At 70.6% G+C, this 21,511-nt stretch carries 14 protein-coding genes and 6 pseudogenes; 15 read left to right on the top strand and 5 right to left on the bottom strand.

What is annotated here, in order from left to right; translation table 11 throughout:
- Positions 1–209: 209 nt before the first annotated feature.
- Positions 210–563, bottom strand: coding sequence for a hypothetical protein (locus tag BWO91_RS20105; protein ID WP_240555861.1), 354 nt, complete (start codon positions 561–563; stop codon positions 210–212).
- A 227-nt stretch (positions 564–790) separates the two neighbouring features.
- Here BWO91_RS20105 and BWO91_RS20100 point away from each other — a divergent pair.
- The 5 genes and pseudogenes from BWO91_RS20100 (at position 791) to BWO91_RS19875 (ending at position 5,395) form a co-directional block, all read left to right on the top strand.
- Positions 791–1,612, top strand: a pseudogene (locus BWO91_RS20100) (glycoside hydrolase family 3 C-terminal domain-containing protein).
- Positions 1,563–3,803 (top strand): annotated as a pseudogene (locus BWO91_RS20095) (family 78 glycoside hydrolase catalytic domain); the annotation flags it as partial. The pseudogenes BWO91_RS20100 and BWO91_RS20095, both read left to right, overlap by 50 nt.
- Before the next feature lie 173 nt (positions 3,804–3,976).
- Entirely contained in the window at positions 3,977–4,765 is a 789-nt protein-coding gene (locus tag BWO91_RS20070; RefSeq protein ID WP_240555850.1) for an alpha-L-rhamnosidase C-terminal domain-containing protein, read from the top strand.
- Positions 4,766–4,797: 32 nt separating this feature from the next.
- Positions 4,798–4,866, top strand: a pseudogene (locus tag BWO91_RS20065) (hypothetical protein); the annotation flags it as partial.
- A gap of 88 nt (positions 4,867–4,954) precedes the next feature.
- Positions 4,955–5,395 (top strand): hypothetical protein, encoded by a 441-nt coding sequence (locus tag BWO91_RS19875; RefSeq protein WP_167620399.1) that lies wholly within the window; start codon positions 4,955–4,957, stop codon positions 5,393–5,395.
- Here the strand turns inward: BWO91_RS19875 and BWO91_RS01075 are convergent.
- Together BWO91_RS01075 and BWO91_RS01070 are read right to left on the bottom strand one after the other, a co-directional pair.
- Positions 5,307–5,560, bottom strand: a pseudogene (locus BWO91_RS01075) (dihydroxyacetone kinase subunit DhaK); the annotation flags it as partial. The gene BWO91_RS19875 and the pseudogene BWO91_RS01075 sit on opposite strands and share 89 nt — an antisense overlap.
- Complete coding sequence (locus tag BWO91_RS01070; RefSeq protein ID WP_079003785.1) at positions 5,557–6,846, bottom strand: MFS transporter; 1,290 nt, start codon at positions 6,844–6,846, stop codon at positions 5,557–5,559. The pseudogene BWO91_RS01075 and the gene BWO91_RS01070, both read right to left, overlap by 4 nt.
- A gap of 89 nt (positions 6,847–6,935) precedes the next feature.
- On the opposite strand from BWO91_RS01070, the pseudogene BWO91_RS20530 reads away from it, so the two are divergent.
- The 3 genes and pseudogenes from BWO91_RS20530 to BWO91_RS20520 form a co-directional block, all read left to right on the top strand.
- A pseudogene (locus BWO91_RS20530) lies at positions 6,936–7,205 on the top strand (hypothetical protein); the annotation flags it as partial.
- 176 nt (positions 7,206–7,381) lie between these two features.
- The gene (locus tag BWO91_RS20525; protein WP_430929526.1) at positions 7,382–7,558 is read left to right on the top strand and encodes an FCD domain-containing protein; all 177 of its coding nucleotides are present in this window, start codon (positions 7,382–7,384) and stop codon (positions 7,556–7,558) included.
- A pseudogene (locus tag BWO91_RS20520) lies at positions 7,543–7,641 on the top strand (FCD domain-containing protein); the annotation flags it as partial. The gene BWO91_RS20525 and the pseudogene BWO91_RS20520, both read left to right, overlap by 16 nt.
- 259 nt (positions 7,642–7,900) lie before the next feature.
- On the opposite strand, the gene BWO91_RS01060 reads toward BWO91_RS20520, so the two are convergent.
- Positions 7,901–8,518, bottom strand: a complete 618-nt coding sequence (locus tag BWO91_RS01060) for an NAD(P)H-dependent oxidoreductase (protein ID WP_153303337.1) — start codon at positions 8,516–8,518, stop codon at positions 7,901–7,903.
- 98 nt (positions 8,519–8,616) lie between these two features.
- Here BWO91_RS01060 and BWO91_RS01055 point away from each other — a divergent pair, with 98 nt between their 5' ends.
- Positions 8,617–9,747, top strand: a complete 1,131-nt coding sequence (locus tag BWO91_RS01055) for a VanZ family protein (RefSeq protein WP_079000632.1) — start codon at positions 8,617–8,619, stop codon at positions 9,745–9,747.
- Between the two features lie 96 nt (positions 9,748–9,843).
- Here BWO91_RS01055 and BWO91_RS01050 read toward each other — a convergent pair whose 3' ends face one another.
- A complete protein-coding gene (locus tag BWO91_RS01050; RefSeq protein ID WP_231884345.1) occupies positions 9,844–10,404 on the bottom strand; it encodes a TetR/AcrR family transcriptional regulator in 561 nt (186 codons plus the stop codon).
- A gap of 247 nt (positions 10,405–10,651) precedes the next feature.
- On the opposite strand from BWO91_RS01050, the gene BWO91_RS01045 reads away from it, so the two are divergent.
- The 6 genes from BWO91_RS01045 (at position 10,652) to BWO91_RS01020 (ending at position 21,477) form a co-directional block, all read left to right on the top strand.
- Complete coding sequence (locus tag BWO91_RS01045) at positions 10,652–12,034, top strand: ABC transporter substrate-binding protein (protein ID WP_240555623.1); 1,383 nt, start codon at positions 10,652–10,654, stop codon at positions 12,032–12,034.
- Between the two features lie 344 nt (positions 12,035–12,378).
- The gene (locus BWO91_RS01040) at positions 12,379–13,320 is read left to right on the top strand and encodes an ABC transporter permease (RefSeq protein ID WP_064295411.1); all 942 of its coding nucleotides are present in this window, start codon (positions 12,379–12,381) and stop codon (positions 13,318–13,320) included.
- A complete protein-coding gene (locus BWO91_RS01035; RefSeq protein ID WP_064295412.1) occupies positions 13,317–15,176 on the top strand; it encodes a dipeptide/oligopeptide/nickel ABC transporter permease/ATP-binding protein in 1,860 nt (619 codons plus the stop codon). The genes BWO91_RS01040 and BWO91_RS01035 overlap by 4 nt, the downstream gene beginning before the upstream one ends.
- Entirely contained in the window at positions 15,173–16,024 is an 852-nt protein-coding gene (locus tag BWO91_RS01030) for an ATP-binding cassette domain-containing protein (protein ID WP_079000630.1), read from the top strand. The genes BWO91_RS01035 and BWO91_RS01030 overlap by 4 nt, the downstream gene beginning before the upstream one ends.
- Positions 16,025–16,177: 153 nt before the next feature.
- Positions 16,178–18,655: a beta-glucosidase family protein gene (locus BWO91_RS01025; protein WP_079000628.1), complete on the top strand. Its 2,478-nt coding sequence runs from the start codon at positions 16,178–16,180 to the stop codon at positions 18,653–18,655.
- Positions 18,652–21,477 carry a family 78 glycoside hydrolase catalytic domain gene (locus tag BWO91_RS01020; protein WP_079000626.1) on the top strand — a complete coding sequence of 942 codons (2,826 nt, stop codon included), beginning with the start codon at positions 18,652–18,654 and terminating at the stop codon, positions 21,475–21,477. The genes BWO91_RS01025 and BWO91_RS01020 overlap by 4 nt, the downstream gene beginning before the upstream one ends.
- Positions 21,478–21,511 lie beyond the last annotated feature (34 nt).

The raw sequence follows: 21,511 nt of genomic DNA, 5'->3' as shown, positions 1-21,511 counted from the left end.
GCACTCGGTGACGAGGCGCTGGCACCGGCCCCGGTCGACGGGGTCGCCTTCTCCCGCGAGGCCGAGACCGAGGGCGTCGTGCTCCTCGACAACGACGGCACCCTGCCCTCGACGCGGCCACGCTCACCCGCGTCGCCGTCATCGGGCACAATGCCCGCGACTCCCGCACCCAGGGCGGTGGCAGTGCGACGGTCCTCCCGAACACACCGTCAGCCGCTCGAGGGGCTCCGACTCGCGCTCCCGAGGCGACGATCGACTACGCCGTCGGCGCGATCGTGCAGGAGGGCGTCGCAGAACTGCCGCTCGAGCGCCTCACCAACCCTCGCACGGGTGACCCCGGTCTCGTCGCCACCTTCCTCGACGCCGACGGTGCGGAACTCTTCACCGAGGACCGCCGTTCCACCGCGCTCGTCTGGTTCGGCGGCGACGCCCCGGTCACCACGGCGTCGCAGCTCGTGCTCACCACCACGTACACCGGAGGCCACCGAGCAGCTGCGGCTCGGCTTCGCCACGGGGCTCCACGGCGGCTCTTCGTCGACGGCGTCCTCCTCGTCGACGAGCAACCCGTGGTCGTCGGGAACGACCTCGGCGCGGCGCTGCTCGCCCCCCGTCGGCGACGGGGGCGTTCGCCGCCCAGGCCGACGTCGCCGTCGAACTCCGCGCGCGACCTCTCCCGAGCGAGAACGGTCTTGGCGCGATCAGCGTCACCGTCGGTCGCGCTCCCGACGACTCGACCCCGACCCCTCATCGCCCAGGCGGTCGAGGCGGCCGCGCGGCCGATGTCGCCGTCGTGGTCGTCGGCACGAACTCGAAGGTCGAATCGGAGGGCTGGGACCGCAGTGGCCTCACACTCCCCGGCCGTCAGGACGAGCTCGTCCGGGCCGTCGCCGCGTGAACCACGCACCGTCGTGATCGTCAACTCCGGCGCCCGGTCCTGCTCCCCTGGAGCGACGAGGTCGCCGCCGTGCTCCTCGGCTGGTTCGGCGGGCAGGAGATGGGCAACGCCCTGGCCGACGTGCTCCTCGGTGTCGCCGAACCCGGCGGTCGCCTGAGCACCACCTGGGCTGCGACGCTCGACGACGTCCCGGTGCTCGACGTCACCCCGGTGGACGGCGTGCTCCGCTACGAGGAGGGCATCCACATCGGCTACCGCGCATGGCTCCGCTCGGGTGCCACGCCCGCCTACTGGTTCGGGCACGGGCTCGGGTACACGAGCTGGTCCATCGACGGTGGCGAGGTCTCGGGTGACGTCGCCTCCGGTGACGCCCGCGTCTCCGGGACCGCGACGAACACCGGTGACCGCGCCGGCAAGCACGTCGTGCAGGTGTACGCGGAGCGACCGGACTCCTCGGTCGACCGCCCGTACGCTGGCTCGTCGGATCGGCCGTCGTCCGCGGGCGCCGGCGAATCGGTCGCCTGGGAGGTCGCCCTGCCTGCGCGGATCTTCGCCCAATGGGCGGACGGCTGGCAGGTCGAGCCAGGTGACGTCACCCTCCGGATCGGATCGTCCGTCGTCGACCTCGTGGACGAGCACGTCGTCACCATTGCGGCAGGGACCTCCGATGACCGCGCACGTCGCGCAGATCGGCCGTCTGCGGGCGGAGACCCGTGACGACAGTCCGCGTCGCGACACGACGCCTCGATTGAGCTGGACCGTCGAGACATCGGGCGCCGACTGGGTGCAAGCCTGGGCCGAGCTCCGGGACGGCAGTGGTGCCACGGCGCGCGTCGAGGGCCGCGACTCCGTCCTCGTCTCCTGGCCGTTCCCGCCGCTCGCGCCGGACGAGGTGCGCGCCGTCGAGGTCCGTGCCGCGTCGACCGCCGGTGAGGAGACACCCTGGAGCGAGCCGATCGACGTCGAAGCCGCGTTCCTCGCCGACGGAGCCTGGGCCGCCCGCTTCATCGGTCTCGCGGCGCCCGGGCGTCCGGCGCAACCGATCCGGGTGCGCCGCACGTTCACCGTCGAGCAGCCCGTCCGTCGCGCCCGGCTGTTCTGGACCGCGCTCGGTGCCGCCGAACCACAGCTCAACGGGGTTCCCGCCTCGGAGGACGTGCTCTCCCCCGGCTGGACCGCCTACGGCGACCGCCTCGTGCACGAGACCGTCGACGTCACCGCACTCGTCGAGCCGGGCGAGAACGTCCTCGCCGCGACCGTCGCCGGTGCCTGGTACACCGAGCGCTACGGGTTCTTCCAGTTCGCCGAGCGGATCTACGGCGACCAGCCACGCTTCGCCGCCCAGCTGCAGCTCGACTACCTCGACGGGACGACGGAGACGCTCGTCACCGATGCGAGCTGGTCGGCGGCCGACGGTGCCGAGCTCGTCGACAGCGGCATCTACGCCGGCGAGGCGATCGACACCACCCTGGCCGAACCCGGCTGGTCGACGACGGCGTCCGACGCGTCCACCTGGGCCCCGGCCCTCGTCGACGACGCCGCGCACCCGGTGCCGGAGGCCCGCATCGCCGCGCCCGTCCGTCGCATCGAGGAGCGCGCGGTGGCGGAGGTGCTCACCTCGCCGCGGGGCGCGACCATCCTCGACTTCGGCCAGAACCTCGTCGGCCGCCTCCGGCTCACCGTCGCCGGCCCGCGGGGCACGACGCTCACGCTCCGGCACGCGGAGGTCCTCGACGAGGGCGAACTCGCCCTGCGTCCCCTCCGCAACGCCGCGGCCACCGACCACGTCACGCTCTCGGGCGACGGCGAGCAGACGATCGAGCCGCGCTTCACCTTCCACGGCTTCCGCTACGCGCAGATCGACGGCTGGCCGGGCGCGTTCGACCCGGCGTCGGTCACCGCCGTCGTCCTCCACAGCGACCTCACGCGCACGGGTTGGTTCTCCTCCTCGCACGAGCTACTCGACCGTCTCCACGAGAACGTCGTCTGGGGCATGCGCGGCAATTTCCTGAGCATCCCGACCGACTGCCCGCAGCGCGACGAACGACTCGGCTGGACGGGTGACCTGCAGGTCTTCGCCCCGACCGCGAGCTTCCTCTACGACAGCTCCGCCTTCCTCGACTCCTGGCTGCGCGACCTCGCGCTCGAGCAGGGACACCAGGACGGTGTCGTCCCGATGGTGGTCCGGCCGCGCTGTCCGGCTTCGCCGGTGGCGGTCCGACCGCGGCCTGGGGCGACGCGGCGACCGTCGTGCCGTGGGTGCTCCACGAGCGCTACGGCGACCTCGGGATCCTGCGCGAGCAGTACCCGTCGATGCGCTCCTGGGTGGAGGCCGTCCCGGGTGAGCACCGACGGTCTCTGGTCGAACACCTTCCAGCTCGGCGACTGGCTCGACCCGAGCGCGCCGCCGGACCAGCCGGCGAAGGCCAGGGTCGACTCGGACATCGTCGCGAGCGCCTATCACGCGCGTTCCCTCCGGATCCTCGCCGACACCGCCGGGCTCCTCGGGGAGACGGCGGACGCCGAGCGATACGGCGAACTGGCCGAGCGGAGTCGGGCGGCCTTCACCGCCGAGTACGTGACGCCGCCGGCCGGATGATGTCCGACGCGCCGACCGCGTACGCCCTCGCCCTGCGGTTCGACCTCGTCGACGATCCCACCGTCCGACAACGCCTCGCGGACCGCCTGGCCGACCTCGTCCGCGCAGACGGCTACCGCATCGGCACCGGTTTCGTGGGGACGCCACTCATCACCGACGCACTCGCCGACGGCGGACACCTCCGCGGCCGGCCGCCTCATGCTCCAGACCGAGAACCCGTCCTGGCTCTCGCCCGTCACCAAGGGCGCGACCACGATCTGGGAGCGCTGGGACAGCCTGCTCGAGGACGGCTCGGTCAACCCGGGCGAGATGACCTCGTTCAACCACTACGCGCTCGGCGCCGTCGCCGACTGGCTGCACCGCACCGTGGCCGGCCTCGCGCCCGCGGCTCCCGGCTACCGCGAACTCCGGATCGCGCCGCGGCCGATCGACGGGCTCGACCACGCGAAGCCCGACATGTCACGCCCTACGGCGAGGCGTCGGTGGCGTGGCGACGCGATGGGTCCTCACTCCGCGTGTCGGCGGTCGTGCCGCCGAACACGACGGCGACGGTCGCGTTGCCGGGTGCCCCGAGGAGACGGTCGGGTCCGGTCGTCACGACTGGACGGTCGAGGTCACGGACGCCGGCTCGACTCCCGACGACATCACGCTCGGCCTCGACTCGCCGCTCTCCGAGATCATCGACCGACCGGCCTCGTACGACGCCTCCTGCGCTCGGTGGGTGCCCACGATCAGGCCAAGGCCGACGACATCCGCCGCGGCACCCAGTGGAGTCGTGGTCGGACCGTCCGTCAGCTCCTCATGTTCACGCCGCCGTCGATCGCTCGACGACGTGGACGCGGCGCTGGCTGCAGCCACTCCGGCACCAGGAGTTGCGCGATAACCCCCACTCGACCGTTCCACGTGCAACACTCGCACCGCCTGCACCAGTAGCACCCGCGCCGACCCCGCTCGGCCGATCACAGGAGATCCATGTTCGACCGCAGTTCCGCCTTCGGAGACGTCATCGAGAGCCCGGCGGGTCGCACCGTCCTCGAGCAGTTCCTGCCCGGCATCGCCGCATCGCCGATGGCCAAGCAGTTCCGGAGCATCCGGCTCGGGCAGCTGTCGGCGATCGTGCCCGAGCTCCAGGACGACGCGGCGAAGGATCGTCTCTGGGCGGCGCTCGCACAGGTCGACGACGGTCCCGAGGCCCGCGCACCCTACGGCGCGCGATCGAGCCCGCTCCCGACTACGAGAGCCAGGACGTCCGCGCGGCTCGGCGACCCTGACGGCCCCCGGCGACGTCCCGCAGTACGGCGTCGTGGAGATCCGGCTGGACGGGCCGTCGCACAGCAACCCGTTCGTCGACGTGGAACTCGGCGCGACGTTCACGAACGGTGCACGCGAGCTCACCGTCGGCGGGTTCTACGACGGCGACGGACGTACCTGGTACGGCTGCTCGCCGAGGAGCAGGGCGAGTGGTCGTTCACCACGAGCTCGACCGCCCGCTCGCTCGACGGCGTCGCCGGCACGTTCACCGTGTCGGCCGCGCGACGGACAGCCACGGACCGGTGCGCGTCGACGGCTTCCACTTCGCCCATGCGGACGGCACCCGCCACCGCCCGCTCGGCACGACCGCCTACGCCTGGACGCACCAGCCCGAGGAACTGCAGGAGCAGACGCTGCGCGCCCTGGAGGCCGCACCGTTCACGAAGATCCGCATGTGCGTGTTCCCGAAGTCGTACCTCTACAACGCGAACGAGCCGGAGACGTTCCCCTTCGTCGGCTCGCTCGCCGACGGGTTCGACCACGAGCGGTTCGACCCGGCGTACTGGGCGAACGACGGCGACGCGAACAGGTTGCCCATCGCCGCACCGTGCGCGAGGCCCTGGCCGACGATGCCGCCGAACGCCGGGTAGTGGCCGGAGCCACCGCCGATAACGAGCGCGACCGTGCCCTCGGGCGTCCGGGGTGCTCCGGACGACACCACCGGTCACGCGCCGGACCTGGTCACGGTTCGCGGCGACGAAGCCGTCGATCATCTCGTCGGCGAAGTCCGCCGGGTCGTTGAAGAGGCGCGTCATCGGGTCTTACCCGTGAGGTCGTCGTGCGAGACGCGCAGCTCGCGAGAGCTCCGCTGCTTCGAGAGGATCACCATGAGCGTGGCGGAGATCATCATGAAGCCACCGACGATGAACATCGGGACGACGTACTGCGGGGTGTCGCCGACCTTGGTGAGGTCCGCGACGGCACCGGTGATGTACGGCGCCGAGAACCCGGCGAGGTTGCCGACCGTGTTGATGAGCGCGATACCAGCGGCCGCTGCCGCACCGGTGAGGAACTGCGTGGGCAGCGTCCAGAAGTTCGGCAGCGCGGCGAAGATCGCCATGGCGGTGACCGCGATGACCGCGATGGTGAGGGCGGGCGAGTTGGCGAAGAGCGCGAGCGGGATGCTCACGGCACCGACGATCGCGGGGATCACGATGTGCCAGGTCTTCAGGCCACGGCGCGTCGCATCACGAGACCAGAAGTACAGGGCGATGGCGGCCGGCACGTACGGGATCGCCGTGATGAGGCCCTTCTGCATGACGTTGAACTCGGTTCCGAACGTCTCCTGGAAGCCCTCGATGATCGTGGGGAGGAAGAAGCCGAGCGCGTAGAGGCCGTAGATGAAGCCGAAGTAGATGAACGCGAGCATCCAGACGCGACCGCTCGTGAACGCGTGCTTGAGGCTGACGTGGCCCTGCTTCTGCTCCGTGGTGGCCTTCTCGTGTGCGAGAGCCGCGGTGAGCCAGGTCTGCTCCTCGGGGGTGAGCCACTTGGCCTCGGACGGACGGTCCTTCAGGTAGAACCAGGCGATGACACCGATGAGGATGGCCGGGAGTCCGACGCCGAGGAACATGAAGCGCCAGCCCTCGAGACCGAAGAACACGCCGTGCTGACCGATGAGCCACCCGGCGAGGGGTGCGCCGATGACGGTGGTGAGCGGCTGCGCCAGGTAGAAGAGGGCGAGGATCTTGCTGCGGTGCTTGGCCGGGACCCAGAGGCTCAGGAAGAGGATCGCTCCGGGGAAGAAACCGGCTTCGGCGACACCGAGCACGAAGCGGAGGATCGCGAGCTGCTCGAAGTTGGCGACCCAGGTGAACAGGACCGCGACGATACCCCAGGTGACCATGATGCGGGCGAGCCAGCGGCGGGCACCGAACTTGTTGAGCGCGAGGTTGCTGGGCACCTCGAGCAGGATGTAGCCGATGAAGAAGACGCCGGACGCGAAGCCGAACTGGGCGGCGGAGAGCGCGAGGTCCTCGTTCATGCCGTTGGGGGCGGCGAAGCCGATCGCGGTGCGGTCCAGGTAGTTGATGAAGAACATCAGCGCCACGAACGGCACGAGACGGATCGAGACCTTCCGGATGGCTGATCGCTCGACAGCCGGTTGGCCGCGGGGCGGTGGTGTCCACTATGACTCCTCGGGTGGGCGGCATCGATGCCGCGGGCAGGGCGTGGTCCGGGCCGGACCGGAATGAACGATACATCAACCGGTTGACCAATTCAAGCAGTGGGCTCCGGCATGCCGACCCGCCGCGATACAGTGAACCCATGCCTGCGTTCCCGGATCGGCCGACCGACGACATCTCGTCCAGCCTCGGACCGGTCGCCGTGGGATCCGCCGTCTCCGCCGTCGCGAAGCGCCTGCTCGACCACTTCACGAGCGGTGAGATCGCCCCGGGGACCCGCCTCCCACCGGAGCGTCAGCTCGCCGCGTCCCTCGGCATCGGCGGTCCGCCGTCCGCGAGGCCCTGGCGGCGCTCGAGATCCTCGGCGTCGTCGACGTCCGCCCGGGCAGCGGCACCTACCTCCGCGGCAGCGTCTCCGAACTCCTCCCCGAGACGCTCAGCTGGGGCCTCATGCTCGGCGAGCCGCGGACCCGCGAACTCATCGAGGTGCGCGGTCAGCTGGAGGTCTTCGCTGCCGGCCTCGCCGCGACGCGCATGGACGACATGGCACGCAACCGGCTGCGCAACCACCTCACCGCCATGAGCGAGGCGGCGCCAATCGCACCAAGTTCATCGAGGCCGACCTGAAGTTCCACCTGGAGCTCGCCTCGGCCACCGGGAACCGCGTGCTCTCCGACCTCCTGCAGAGCATCCGCTCGCTCCTCCGCATCTGGGTGGAGCGCGGCATCCACGAGGACGTCGACGCCCAGCGCGCCTTCGAGGAGCACGAGCCGTCTACGAGGCGATCATGTCGGGCGACCCCGCGGCGGCCACGGCTGCGATGCAGCACCACATGGACACCGCGACCGAGCGCCTCAACCGCACCCTCACGGCGTAGCACTTCGACAGGCTCAGTGACCGGAGTTCGGTTCAGTGACCGGGGTTCGGGTCAGTGACCGAGTCCCGGTCCCTGAGCCCGTCGAAGGGCGGTCAGGCGCGGATCGCCTCGACGACCGCGTCCACCGCGGCCTCGACCGCGCGCGTTCGCGCGTCGGCGTCCTCGCCCTCCGAGTCATGGAGGAAGGTCGTCACGCCGCGGCGAGCGCCACAGAAGTCGACGATGCCGTGCTCGAGCTGCGTCCGCATCGCCTGCTCGTAGCCGTGGCGGTCGTAGACCCCGGCGTCGTCGCCCGCGATCGGCACGAGGTGCACGCGCAGGCGGTCGAGCTTCCGGACGATCCCGCCGTCCGCGTCGAGGCCGAACGCCCAGCCGTTGACGAAGACGCGGTCGAACCAGCCCTTGAGGAGCGCGGGCGTCGACCACCAGTACACCGGGAACACGAGCACGAGGTCGGTGGCCCGGTCGAGCCGCTCCTGCTCGGCGGCCACGTCCGGGGTGAAGTCCCCGCCGACGCGGTAGGTGTGGCGGTCCGCGAGCGTGTACCGCGGGTCGAAGCCCTCCGCAGCCAGGTCCGCGACCTCGACGCCGGCCGGGTCCGAGGTCGAGCGCAGCTCCTGCGCGAGCCGCTGGGCGAGGTGATGGGTGAGGGAGTCGGGTCGGGATGGGTGGTCACGATGAGCGTCGGCACACTCCATCATCGCCTGCATCGAGCGCGGGATCCGCCGTTCGGCACCCTCTGCAGGATGACCGGGGTCCGTCCGCCGACTGATGCCGCCGGCGCGGCGAGCGCCCTACAGTTGTCGGAATGAGCGGGTGGACATGGCAGGCGTGGGTCGGACTCGTCGGCGGCACGGTGATCTTCTTCGCCGTCCTCGGTCCGATCCTGCTCGTTCAAGTCCGTCGCTACGGCCAGATGTCGCTTCCCCGGGTGATCGGTGCTGCGGCGGTCAGTGTCTACGCGGTGGCCCTCGTCGCCTACACGCTGCTGCCACTGCCCGATGAGCGCGCGAACTGCAGCACGGCCCACGGGGCGCTCGAGCTGATCCCCGGTCACTCGATCGCGGACATCGCACGGGAGACCGCCGGGCTCTCGGTCCTGAGCACCCTGACGAGCCACGCGTTCCTGCAGGTCGTCCTGAACGTGATCCTCTTCATCCCGTTCGGCGCCATCGCGCGGCGGTACTGGAACCGTGGGCTCGGTGTCTCCATCCTGCTCGGGGCGCTCGTCTCCCTGCTGATCGAGTCGACGCAGTACACGGGCATCTGGGGTTTGTACGAATGCGCCTACCGGGTGGCCGACGTCGACGACGTGATCACGAACACGGCCGGGGCCGCGATCGGAGCACTCATCGCCCCGATCGTCCTCGGGTGGATGCCGAGCGCGCGAGCCCTGCGCGCCACCCGCGACCGGGCGCGACCCATCACCGTCTGGCGACGCTGGTTCGGCATGGTCCTCGACGCGTTCGCCGTGAACCTGTCGATCACGGTGCTGTCGCTCGTGTTCGTCGTCCCACGCGTCCTGCTCACGGGTGCGACCGGGACCGCCAACGACCCGACGCTGCCCGAGGTGCTCAGCATCGGTGCGGGCACGGTCGTCCTCGTGATCGTGCTGCCGGCGCTCATCGGGAGCGGTGCGTCGCTCGGGCAGCGCCTCGTCTGGCTCGCTCCGCAGTGGCCGGACGGACGCGGATCGGCGGCGCGGCGCCTCTACCGCGGGTCCGTCGTGGCCCTGCCGTACATCGCCACGACGACCGCCGCGCAGATACCCGACGCCACGAGCGGCCTCACGCAGACGATCGTCGGGATCATCGGGATCCTCAGTTTCGTCATCGTCGCCACGGCCGTCGTCTCCGTACCGTTCACCCGGCACCGCCGCGGCGTCTCGTACGTCTCCGTCGGCGCGGACCTGCGCGACGCACGGGCGACGACGCCGTAGCGCGACAGCAGGAGATCAGCGCCGCAGCAGGACCCACTCGCTCGAAGGCTCCTGCCCAGGGGCGGACCTCCTGGTGCCGCGCCGGCCGCTCGGCGCCTAGAGCTCGGTACCGAGGAGCCCCGACAGGAAGGCGTGGAGCTCGTCCGCCATGTCGACCGACTCCGGCGCGAGCAGCCACTGCACCTGCAGGCCGTCCATGAGCGCGAGGGTCATGAAGGCCGCGCTGGTGGTGGGGAAGCCGGCCCGCACGCGTCCTGCGGAGACGAGCAACCCGAAGGTGCGCTCGAGCCGCGCGCGCGTGCCCTCGTAGCGCTCGACGAAGTAGTCGTGCGCCGGGTGGTCGGGCGAGGTCGCCTCCGCCGAGAGCGTGCAGTAGAGCGCGACCACGCCGGGCACGGAAGCGTTGTACCGGGCGAGTGCGACCAGCCCCCGGAGCGTCTCGATCGGGTCGTCGCCGTCCATCGGGACGAGCGTCGCCGAGAGGTCGTCGCGGTGGGACAGCACGGCGGCGAGCAGCGCGCTCTTGTTCGGGAAGTGGTGCAGGAGTCCTGCCTCGCTCATCCCCACCTGCGCGGCCACCTCCCGAAGCGAACCCGCGCGATATCCCCCGTTGGCGAAGACGGCGAGCGCGGCGTCGAGGATCGCGACGCGCTTCATACCGGTTTTCGCATATGCACCGCGGGGCTTCCCCTGCGGCTTGTTCCCGGTCTTGACCGATGTCATCGGACGACCTCCCCCTTCGGACGGCTTCACGATAGCGCGTTCCCCGTCGAACGCCGCGGCCTGGTCGTGATCCAACTGTGACATGGTCGAAAACAAAAAGCTAGTGACCACTCGGCTTTCGTGCTAGCGTCCTCAATCACCAGCGATCCGATGAGGGATTGCTCACAGCGAATGGACAAAGATGTTCCGATGGAAGACGACCGCAGCCGTCGCGGTCACCGCTGCTGCACTCGTGCTCACCGGATGCTCCGGTAGCACCTCCGGCTCTGACAGCGGCTCCGGTGGCACCCTGATCCTGGGTGCGATCACTCCCCCCACCACGTTCGACCCGGCCGGCTCCGAATGGGGCAACCGCTCGCCCTTCTACCAGGCCGTCTTCGACACCCTGCTCGTCGCCACAGCCGACGGCGAGATCGTGCCGTCGCTCGCGACCTCCTACGAGTACAACGACGACAACACCGTCCTGACCCTCAAGATCCGCGACGACGTCACCTTCACCGACAAGTCGAAGCTCACCGCCGACGTCGTCAAGCAGAACCTCGAGCGCTTCAAGACCGGCACCTCCCCCGACGCCGGCTACTTCGCGGGTGTCGCCTCCGTCGAGGCGCCCGACGACACCACCGTGGTCATCACCCTGAGCGCGCCGGACCCGGCCATGCTCAACTACCTCACCCGCGACCCCGGCCTGATCGCCAGCGCGGAGTCGTTCGACAGCCCCGACCTCGCCACCAACCCGGTCGGCTCCGGACCGTACGTGCTCGACACGGCCGCGACCGTCACCGGCACGAGCTACAGCTACACCGCGAACCCCGACTACTGGAACAAGGACTGGCAGCACTACGACAAGCTGACCATCAACGTCCTCCAAGACGCGACCGCCGGCCTGAACGCCGTCAAGTCGGGCGAGGTCAACGGCATCAAGCTCGCGAACAACGACAACCTCGCCGAGGTCGAGGGCGCCGGCTGGACCGTCAACGCCAACGAGCTCGACTTCCAGGGCATGCTGCTCCTCGACCGCGCCGGCACGATGAACCCGGCGATCGCCGACGTCCGCGTCCGTCAGGCCATCAACTACGCGTTCGACCGCCCGGCTCTGCTCAAGGCGCTGCAGAACGACAACGGCACGGTCACGGGTCAGGTCTTCCCGGAGAACTCCCCCGCCTTCGACAAGTCGCTCGACGACCGCTACGGCTACGACCCCGAGAAGGCCAAGGAGCTGCTCGCCGAGGCGGGTTACGCCGACGGTCTGACGCTCTCGATGCCGTCCTCCACGGTGCTCGGCGCCACCACCTACACGCTGATCTCGCAGCAGCTGGCCGACGTCGGGATCACCGCCGAGTACACGGACCCGGGCAACAACTTCATCGCCGACCTCCTGGCCCCGAAGTTCCCGGTCTCCTTCATGGCGCTGGAGCAGAACCCGGACTGGCAGCTCATCCAGTTCATGATCGCCCGAACGCCGTCTTCAACCCCTTCAAGTACGACGACCCGAAGGTCGACGAGTACATCAAGCAGATCCAGTACGGCGATGAGGCGACGCAGGGCAAGGTCGCGAAGGAACTGAACCAGTACATCGTCGAGCAGGCGTGGTTCGCCCCGTTCTACCGGGTGCAGGGCAGCTTCGCGACGGACGCCAACACGACCGTCAAGATGATCCCGACGAACGCGTACCCGTCCATCTACGACATCCAGCCGAAGTAGTCCGCTGGTCCTGAGCCTGTCGCGGGTCCGCCCTTCGACAGGCTCAGGGACCGGAACCGGAACCCGTCGCAGGCCCGGCCGTCGACAGGCTCCGGGACCGGGACCGACCGGTCGCACGTGTCGTATCGACCCCGGCCCGCCAGAGTGTCCAGCGCTCGGGCGGGCCGGCCCCAACACCCCTCACTCACCCACTTCCTGGAGTGACCCATGCTCGGATTCATCCTCAGACGCCTGGTGTCCGGCGTCGTCCTCATCTTCGTGATCTCCGTGATCGCGTACTCCCTCCTCTACCTCGGCGGCGGCGACATCGCCCGCCGGATCCTCGGCCAGAGCGCCACCACCGAGACCGTCGCGAAGAAGGCCGCCGAACTCGGCCTCGACCGCCCGTTGCCGGTGCAGTACCTCGACTGGATCGCCTCCGCCTTCCAGGGCGACCTCGGCCGCTCGTGGTTCACCGGCCAGCTCGTGTCCTCGGGCGTCACCGGCCGCCTCGCCGTCACCCTCTCGATCGTGCTCGGCGCGACCATCATCGCCGCGATCGTGTCCGTCATCCTCGGTGTCCTCGCCGCCCGTCGCGGTGGATGGATCGACAACGTCGTCCAGTTCATCTCCGTCATCGGCTTCGCGATCCCCAGCTTCCTCATCGCGCTCGTGCTCGTCATCACCTTCGCGATCAACCTCCGCCTGTTCAAAGCCACCGGGTACATCCCGATCACCACGTCCTTCTCCGGCTGGGTCGCCTCGGTGACATTGCCGATCATCGCCCTCGCGATCGGCGCCATCGCGACGGTCTCGCAGCAGGTGCGCGGTTCCGTCGTCGACGCGATGTCGAAGGACTACGTCCGGACGCTCCGCAGCCGCGGGCTCGGTACGGGCCGCGTCATCTACAAGCACGTGCTGCGGAACGCCGGCGGCCCCGCCCTCGCCGTCCTCGCCGTGCAGTTCATCGGCCTCCTCGGCGGCGCCGTCATCATCGAGCAGATCTTCGCCCTCCCGGGCATCGGTCAACTCGCCGTGCAGGCCACGACCCAGGGCGACATCCCCATCGTCATGGGGGTCGTCATTGCGACGGCCATCATCGTCGTCGTCGTCAACCTGCTCATCGACCTCGCGCAGGCTGCGCTCAACCCGAAGGTGCGACTGTCATGACCGCCATCGAAACCCCGCTCACCGTCCCGACCCCGCAGGTCCGCGTCAACCTCCTGCGCCGGCTCCTCAAGCGCCCGATCGGCGCCGCGTCCCTCGTGTTCCTCGTGCTCATCGGGGTCGTCGCGATCTTCGGACCGCTCATCGCCCCGCAGGACCCGAACCTCGCGTCCCTGCAGCAGGTCCTTGCGCCACCGAGTGCCGACCACCTCCTCGGAGCGGACAGCGCCGGGCGCGACGTGTTCTCCCGCCTGCTCGCCGCCACCCAGATCAGCGTCGCCGCAGCACTCCTCGCCCTCGTCGTCGCGATCGTCATCGGGGTTGTCGCCGGACTGATCGCCGGGTACTACCAGGGGTGGTTCGACTCCGTGTCCTCGTGGTTCACGGGCCTCATCATGGCGCTGCCCGGCATCGTCGTCCTGCTGGCCGCCCGCGCCGTCCTCGGCCCGTCGGTCTGGATCTCGATGGCGATCTTCGGCATCCTGCTCTCGCCCTCCTACTTCCGCCTCGTCTACGCGGCGGTCACGGCCGTCCGCTCGGAGCTCTACGTCGACGCCGCCCGGGTCTCGGGACTCAGCGACCCGCGCATCATCGGCAGGCACATCCTCTCCGTCGTCCGCGCACCGATCATCATCCAGTCGGCGATCATCGCGGGCATCGCCATCGCGATCCAGTCCGGCCTCGAGTTCCTCGGTCTCGGCGACCTGTCGGTGCCGACCTGGGGCTCGATGCTCAACGACGGCTTCACGAACATCTACAAGGCACCGATCCTCATGGTCTGGCCGTCGCTCGCGATCGCGCTCACCTGCATCGCGCTCACCCTGCTCGCCAACGCGATGCGCGACGAGCTCGAGCGCACCGTGTCCGTCCGTCGGCGCCGTCGCAAGATCGTGACGACGTCGAAGACGGGCTCGAACACGATCGTCACGCAGTCGATCAGCACCTCCGGGATCAGTGAGGACGAGATCGTCGGTGTCCCGCCCATCCGCCACGACGACGACGCCCGCGCCGCCGTCCGCGCCGAGGAGCTCGTCCTCAGCGTCCGCGACCTCCGCGTCGGCTACGACCAGGAGGGCGGGCGCGTGACCGAGGTCGTCCACGGCGTCGACCTCGACATCCGCAAGGGCGAGGTCCACGGCCTCATCGGCGAGTCCGGCTCGGGCAAGACCCAGACCGCGTGGGGTGTCCTCGGGCTCCTGCCGCGCGGCGGTCGGGTCACCGACGGGACGATCCGCTACGAGGGCACCCGGCTCGACACCCTCGGGGAGCGCGAGTACACGGCCATCCGCGGCAAGCGCATCGGCTACATCCCGCAGGAGCCGATGTCGAACCTCGACCCGGCGTTCACGATCGGCAGCCAGCTCGTCGAACCCCTGCGCGTCACCCTCGGCCTCAGCAAGAAGGAGGCGACGGACAAGGCACTCGCCCTGCTCGAGCGGGTCGGCATCCCGAACCCCAAGCGCACCTTCGCCGCATTCCCGCACGAGGTCTCGGGCGGTATGGCGCAGCGTGTGCTCATCGCCGGCGCCGTCTCGACGGACCCGGACATCATCATCGCCGACGAGCCCACCACCGCGCTCGATGTGACCGTGCAAGCCGAGGTCCTGGACCTGCTGCGCGACCTCCAGGCGGAACGCCACATGGCGATGCTCCTCGTGACGCACAACTTCGGTGTGGTCGCCGACCTCTGCGACCGCGTCTCGGTCATGCAGAACGGCCTCATCGTGGAGACCGGGCCGGTGCGCTCGATCTTCAACCACGCGCAGCACCCGTACACGCAGTCGCTGCTCGGCGCGATCCTCGACGAGGGTCCCGCCCGACCGGCACTCGCGACGAACCTGACAGGAGAGACCCGATGACGTCGTCACTGCTCGAGGTGAAGGACCTCGAAGTCGAGTACCCGGGCAAGGGGTTCCGTGCCCAGTCGTTCAAGGCGCTCAAGGGCGTGTCGATCGACATCAAGCCCGGTGAGACCGTCGGCCTCGTCGGCGAGTCCGGCTCCGGCAAGACCACGCTCGGTCGCGCCGTGCTGGGCCTCGCCCCGGTCACCGGCGGCAGCATCCGCTACCGCGACCAGGAGATCGGGCACCTGAAGCGCAAGGAGCGCCGGGCGCTGAGCTCGGAGATCCAGGTCGTGTTCCAGGACCCGTACTCCTCGCTCAACCCCTCGCTCACGATCGAGCAGATCCTCACCGAGCCGCTCACCGTCCGCGGCGTCTCCGCTGCTGACGCCCGCAAGCGCGTCGGATCCCTGCTCGACCAGGTGCAGCTGCCGACCGGCGCGGCCTCACGGCTCCCCCGCGAGTTCTCGGGCGGGCAGCGGCAGCGCATCGCGATAGCCAGGGCGCTCGCCCTCGATCCGAAGCTCATCGTGTGCGACGAGCCCGTGTCGGCCCTCGACCTGTCGACGCAGGCGCGGGTCCTGGACCTCTTCATCGACATTCAGGAGCAGACGGGCGTCGCCTACCTGTTCATCTCGCACGACCTCGCGGTCGTCCGGCACATCAGCCACCGCGTGGCGGTCATGTACCACGGCGAGATCGTCGAGTCCGGCGACGGCGACCAGGTGACGGCGCACCCGGCCCACCCCTACACGCAGCGCCTGTTCATGGCGGCACCGATCCCCGACCCGGACCGCCAGGAGGACCGCCGGGTGGAGCGCCGCCGCCTCATCGACGAGCAGCGTGCGGCGGAGTCCGCCGCCTGACCGTCGCTTCGACCGCCCGGTCGGCCGGGGCCAGGAACCTGGCCGGCCGGGCGCACCATCCGGTTCCCGAGACCCACCCACCATCGGTCCCCGAGACCCCACAACCGGTCCCCGAGCTTGTCGAAGGGCCACCCCAGAACGGACCCACATCGCATGACCATCACCACTCCCCGGCACGCCGCCGCCACGAAGCCCGTCGACACCGCGGCGATCGACGCCCTCGTCGCCCGGCTCGACCTCGAGGAGAAGGTCGCACTCGTCTCCGGCGCCGACTTCTGGACCACGGTCCCGCTCGAGAAGATCGGCCTGCGCGCCATGGTGCTGTCCGACGGCCCGGCCGGCGTCCGCGGTCCGCTGTGGGACGAGCGCTCGCCGTCGATCAACCTCCCGTCGGCGACCGCGCTGGCGTCCTCCTGGGACCCGTCGCTCGCCTACCGATACGGCGCCGTCGCGGCGGCCGAGGCCCGCCGCAAGGGCGTCGACGTCGTCCTCGGCCCGACCATCAACCTCCACCGCTCACCGCTCGGCGGGCGGCACTTCGAGGCGTTCAGCGAGGACCCGGAACTGACCGGCTCGCTCGCGGCCGCCTACGTCAGCGGCCTGCAGGACAACGGCGTCGCCGCGACCCCGAAGCACTACGTCGCCAACGACTCCGAGACCGACCGCTTCACGGTCGACGTGCGCGCGAGCGAGCGCGCCCTCCGCGAGCTCTACCTCGCGCCGTTCGAGCGCACGGTGACCGAGGCCGGCACTTGGGCGATCATGAGCGCCTACAACTCCGTCGACGGCGTCACGATGAGCGAGAACGACCTGCTGGAGACGCCGCTCAACTCGGAGTGGGGCTTCGACGGCGTCGTCGTCAGCGACTGGACCGGTGTCCGCAGCCTCGGCTCGGCGCCGGCGTCGCAGGACCTCGCCATGCCCGGTCCCGCTCCCGCATGGAGCGCGGCACTCGTCGAGGCCGTCCGCGACGGACGCGTCGCCGAATCCGACGTCGACCGCAAGGTCGCCCGACTCCTCGCCCTCGCGGTCCGCGTCGGCGCACTCGGTGACGAGGCGCTGGCACCGGCCCCGGTCGACGGGGTCGCCTTCTCCCGCGAGGCCGAGACCGAGGGCGTCGTGCTCCTCGACAACGACGGCACCCTGCCCCTCGACGCGGCCACGCTCACCCGCGTCGCCGTCATCGGGCACAATGCCCGCGACTCCCGCACCCAGGGCGGTGGCAGTGCGACGGTCCTCCCCGAACACACCGTCAGCCCGCTCGAGGGGCTCCGACTCGCGCTCCCCGAGGCGACGATCGACTACGCCGTCGGCGCGATCGTGCAGGAGGGCGTCGCAGAACTGCCGCTCGAGCGCCTCACCAACCCTCGCACGGGTGACCCCGGTCTCGTCGCCACCTTCCTCGACGCCGACGGTGCGGAACTCTTCACCGAGGACCGCCGTTCCACCGCGCTCGTCTGGTTCGGCGGCGACGCCCCGGTCACCACGGCGTCGCAGCTCGTGCTCACCACCACGTACACACCGGAGGCCACCGAGCAGCTGCGGCTCGGCTTCGCCACGGGGCTCCACGGCCGGCTCTTCGTCGACGGCGTCCTCCTCGTCGACGAGCAACCCGTGGTCGTCGGGAACGACCTCGGCGCGGCGCTGCTCGCCCCGCCGTCGGCGACGGGGGCGTTCGCCGCCCAGGCCGACGTCGCCGTCGAACTCCGCGCGGAGTTCGACCTCTCCCCGAGCGAGAACGGTCTTGGCGCGATCAGCGTCACCGTCGGTCGCGCTCCCGACGACTCCGACCCCGACGCCCTCATCGCCCAGGCGGTCGAGGCGGCCCGCGCGGCCGATGTCGCCGTCGTGGTCGTCGGCACGAACTCGAAGGTCGAATCGGAGGGCTGGGACCGCAGTGGCCTCACACTCCCCGGCCGTCAGGACGAGCTCGTCCGGGCCGTCGCCGCCGTGAACCCACGCACCGTCGTGATCGTCAACTCCGGCGCCCCGGTCCTGCTCCCCTGGAGCGACGAGGTCGCCGCCGTGCTCCTCGGCTGGTTCGGCGGGCAGGAGATGGGCAACGCCCTGGCCGACGTGCTCCTCGGTGTCGCCGAACCCGGCGGTCGCCTGAGCACCACCTGGGCTGCGACGCTCGACGACGTCCCGGTGCTCGACGTCACCCCGGTGGACGGCGTGCTCCGCTACGAGGAGGGCATCCACATCGGCTACCGCGCATGGCTCCGCTCGGGTGCCACGCCCGCCTACTGGTTCGGGCACGGGCTCGGGTACACGAGCTGGTCCATCGACGGTGGCGAGGTCTCGGGTGACGTCGCCTCCGGTGACGCCCGCGTCTCCGGGACCGCGACGAACACCGGTGACCGCGCCGGCAAGCACGTCGTGCAGGTGTACGCGGAGCGACCGGACTCCTCGGTCGACCGCCCCGTACGCTGGCTCGTCGGATCGGCCGTCGTCCGCGCGGGCGCCGGCGAATCGGTCGCCTGGGAGGTCGCCCTGCCTGCGCGGATCTTCGCCCAATGGGCGGACGGCTGGCAGGTCGAGCCAGGTGACGTCACCCTCCGGATCGGATCGTCCGTCGTCGACCTCGTGGACGAGCACGTCGTCACCATTGCGGCAGGGACCTCCCGATGACCGCGCACGTCGCGCAGATCGGCCGTCTGCGGGCGGAGACCCGTGACGACAGTCCCGCGGTCGCGACACCGACGCCTCGATTGAGCTGGACCGTCGAGACATCGGGCGCCGACTGGGTGCAAGCCTGGGCCGAGCTCCGGGACGGCAGTGGTGCCACGGCGCGCGTCGAGGGCCGCGACTCCGTCCTCGTCTCCTGGCCGTTCCCGCCGCTCGCGCCGGACGAGGTGCGCGCCGTCGAGGTCCGTGCCGCGTCGACCGCCGGTGAGGAGACACCCTGGAGCGAGCCGATCGACGTCGAAGCCGCGTTCCTCGCCGACGGAGCCTGGGCCGCCCGCTTCATCGGTCTCGCGGCGCCCGGGCGTCCGGCGCAACCGATCCGGGTGCGCCGCACGTTCACCGTCGAGCAGCCCGTCCGTCGCGCCCGGCTGTTCTGGACCGCGCTCGGTGCCGCCGAACCACAGCTCAACGGGGTTCCCGCCTCGGAGGACGTGCTCTCCCCCGGCTGGACCGCCTACGGCGACCGCCTCGTGCACGAGACCGTCGACGTCACCGCACTCGTCGAGCCGGGCGAGAACGTCCTCGCCGCGACCGTCGCCGGTGCCTGGTACACCGAGCGCTACGGGTTCTTCCAGTTCGCCGAGCGGATCTACGGCGACCAGCCACGCTTCGCCGCCCAGCTGCAGCTCGACTACCTCGACGGGACGACGGAGACGCTCGTCACCGATGCGAGCTGGTCGGCGGCCGACGGTGCCGAGCTCGTCGACAGCGGCATCTACGCCGGCGAGGCGATCGACACCACCCTGGCCGAACCCGGCTGGTCGACGACGGCGTCCGACGCGTCCACCTGGGCCCCGGCCCTCGTCGACGACGCCGCGCACCCGGTGCCGGAGGCCCGCATCGCCGCGCCCGTCCGTCGCATCGAGGAGCGCGCGGTGGCGGAGGTGCTCACCTCGCCGACGGGCGCGACCATCCTCGACTTCGGCCAGAACCTCGTCGGCCGCCTCCGGCTCACCGTCGCCGGCCCGCGGGGCACGACGCTCACGCTCCGGCACGCGGAGGTCCTCGACGAGGGCGAACTCGCCCTGCGTCCCCTCCGCAACGCCGCGGCCACCGACCACGTCACGCTCTCGGGCGACGGCGAGCAGACGATCGAGCCGCGCTTCACCTTCCACGGCTTCCGCTACGCGCAGATCGACGGCTGGCCGGGCGCGTTCGACCCGGCGTCGGTCACCGCCGTCGTCCTCCACAGCGACCTCACGCGCACGGGTTGGTTCTCCTCCTCGCACGAGCTACTCGACCGTCTCCACGAGAACGTCGTCTGGGGCATGCGCGGCAATTTCCTGAGCATCCCGACCGACTGCCCGCAGCGCGACGAACGACTCGGCTGGACGGGTGACCTGCAGGTCTTCGCCCCGACCGCGAGCTTCCTCTACGACAGCTCCGCCTTCCTCGACTCCTGGCTGCGCGACCTCGCGCTCGAGCAGGGACACCAGGACGGTGTCGTCCCGATGGTGGTCCCGGCCGCGCTGTCCGGCTTCGCCGGTGGCGGTCCGACCGCGGCCTGGGGCGACGCGGCGACCGTCGTGCCGTGGGTGCTCCACGAGCGCTACGGCGACCTCGGGATCCTGCGCGAGCAGTACCCGTCGATGCGCTCCTGGGTGGAGGCCGTCCTCCGGGTGAGCACCGACGGTCTCTGGTCGAACACCTTCCAGCTCGGCGACTGGCTCGACCCGAGCGCGCCGCCGGACCAGCCGGCGAAGGCCAGGGTCGACTCGGACATCGTCGCGAGCGCCTATCACGCGCGTTCCCTCCGGATCCTCGCCGACACCGCCGGGCTCCTCGGGGAGACGGCGGACGCCGAGCGATACGGCGAACTGGCCGAGCGGAGTCGGGCGGCCTTCACCGCCGAGTACGTGACGCCCGCCGGCCGGATGATGTCCGACGCGCCGACCGCGTACGCCCTCGCCCTGCGGTTCGACCTCGTCGACGATCCCACCGTCCGACAACGCCTCGCGGACCGCCTGGCCGACCTCGTCCGCGCAGACGGCTACCGCATCGGCACCGGTTTCGTGGGGACGCCACTCATCACCGACGCACTCGCCGACGGCGGACACCTCCGCGCGGCCGGCCGCCTCATGCTCCAGACCGAGAACCCGTCCTGGCTCTCGCCCGTCACCAAGGGCGCGACCACGATCTGGGAGCGCTGGGACAGCCTGCTCGAGGACGGCTCGGTCAACCCGGGCGAGATGACCTCGTTCAACCACTACGCGCTCGGCGCCGTCGCCGACTGGCTGCACCGCACCGTGGCCGGCCTCGCGCCCGCGGCTCCCGGCTACCGCGAACTCCGGATCGCGCCGCGGCCGATCGACGGGCTCGACCACGCCGAAGCCCGACATGTCACGCCCTACGGCGAGGCGTCGGTGGCGTGGCGACGCGATGGGTCCTCACTCCGCGTGTCGGCGGTCGTGCCGCCGAACACGACGGCGACGGTCGCGTTGCCGGGTGCCCCCGAGGAGACGGTCGGGTCCGGTCGTCACGACTGGACGGTCGAGGTCACGGACGCCGGCTCGACTCCCGACGACATCACGCTCGGCCTCGACTCGCCGCTCTCCGAGATCATCGACCGACCGGCCTCGTACGACGCCCTCCTGCGCTCGGTGGGTGCCCACGATCAGGCCAAGGCCGACGACATCCGCCGCGGCACCCAGTGGAGTCGTGGTCGGACCGTCCGTCAGCTCCTCATGTTCACGCCGCCGTCGATGCTCGACGACGTGGACGCGGCGCTGGCTGCAGCCACTCCGGCACCAGGAGTTGCGCGATAACCCCCACTCGACCGTTCCACGTGCAACACTCGCA

Source organism: Plantibacter flavus (genome assembly GCF_002024505.1).
GTDB classification, from domain to species: Bacteria; Actinomycetota; Actinomycetes; order Actinomycetales; family Microbacteriaceae; genus Plantibacter; species Plantibacter flavus_A.
The sequence above is the reverse complement of the archived record's forward strand: the minus strand, read 5'-3'. Positions and strand labels throughout refer to the sequence as shown.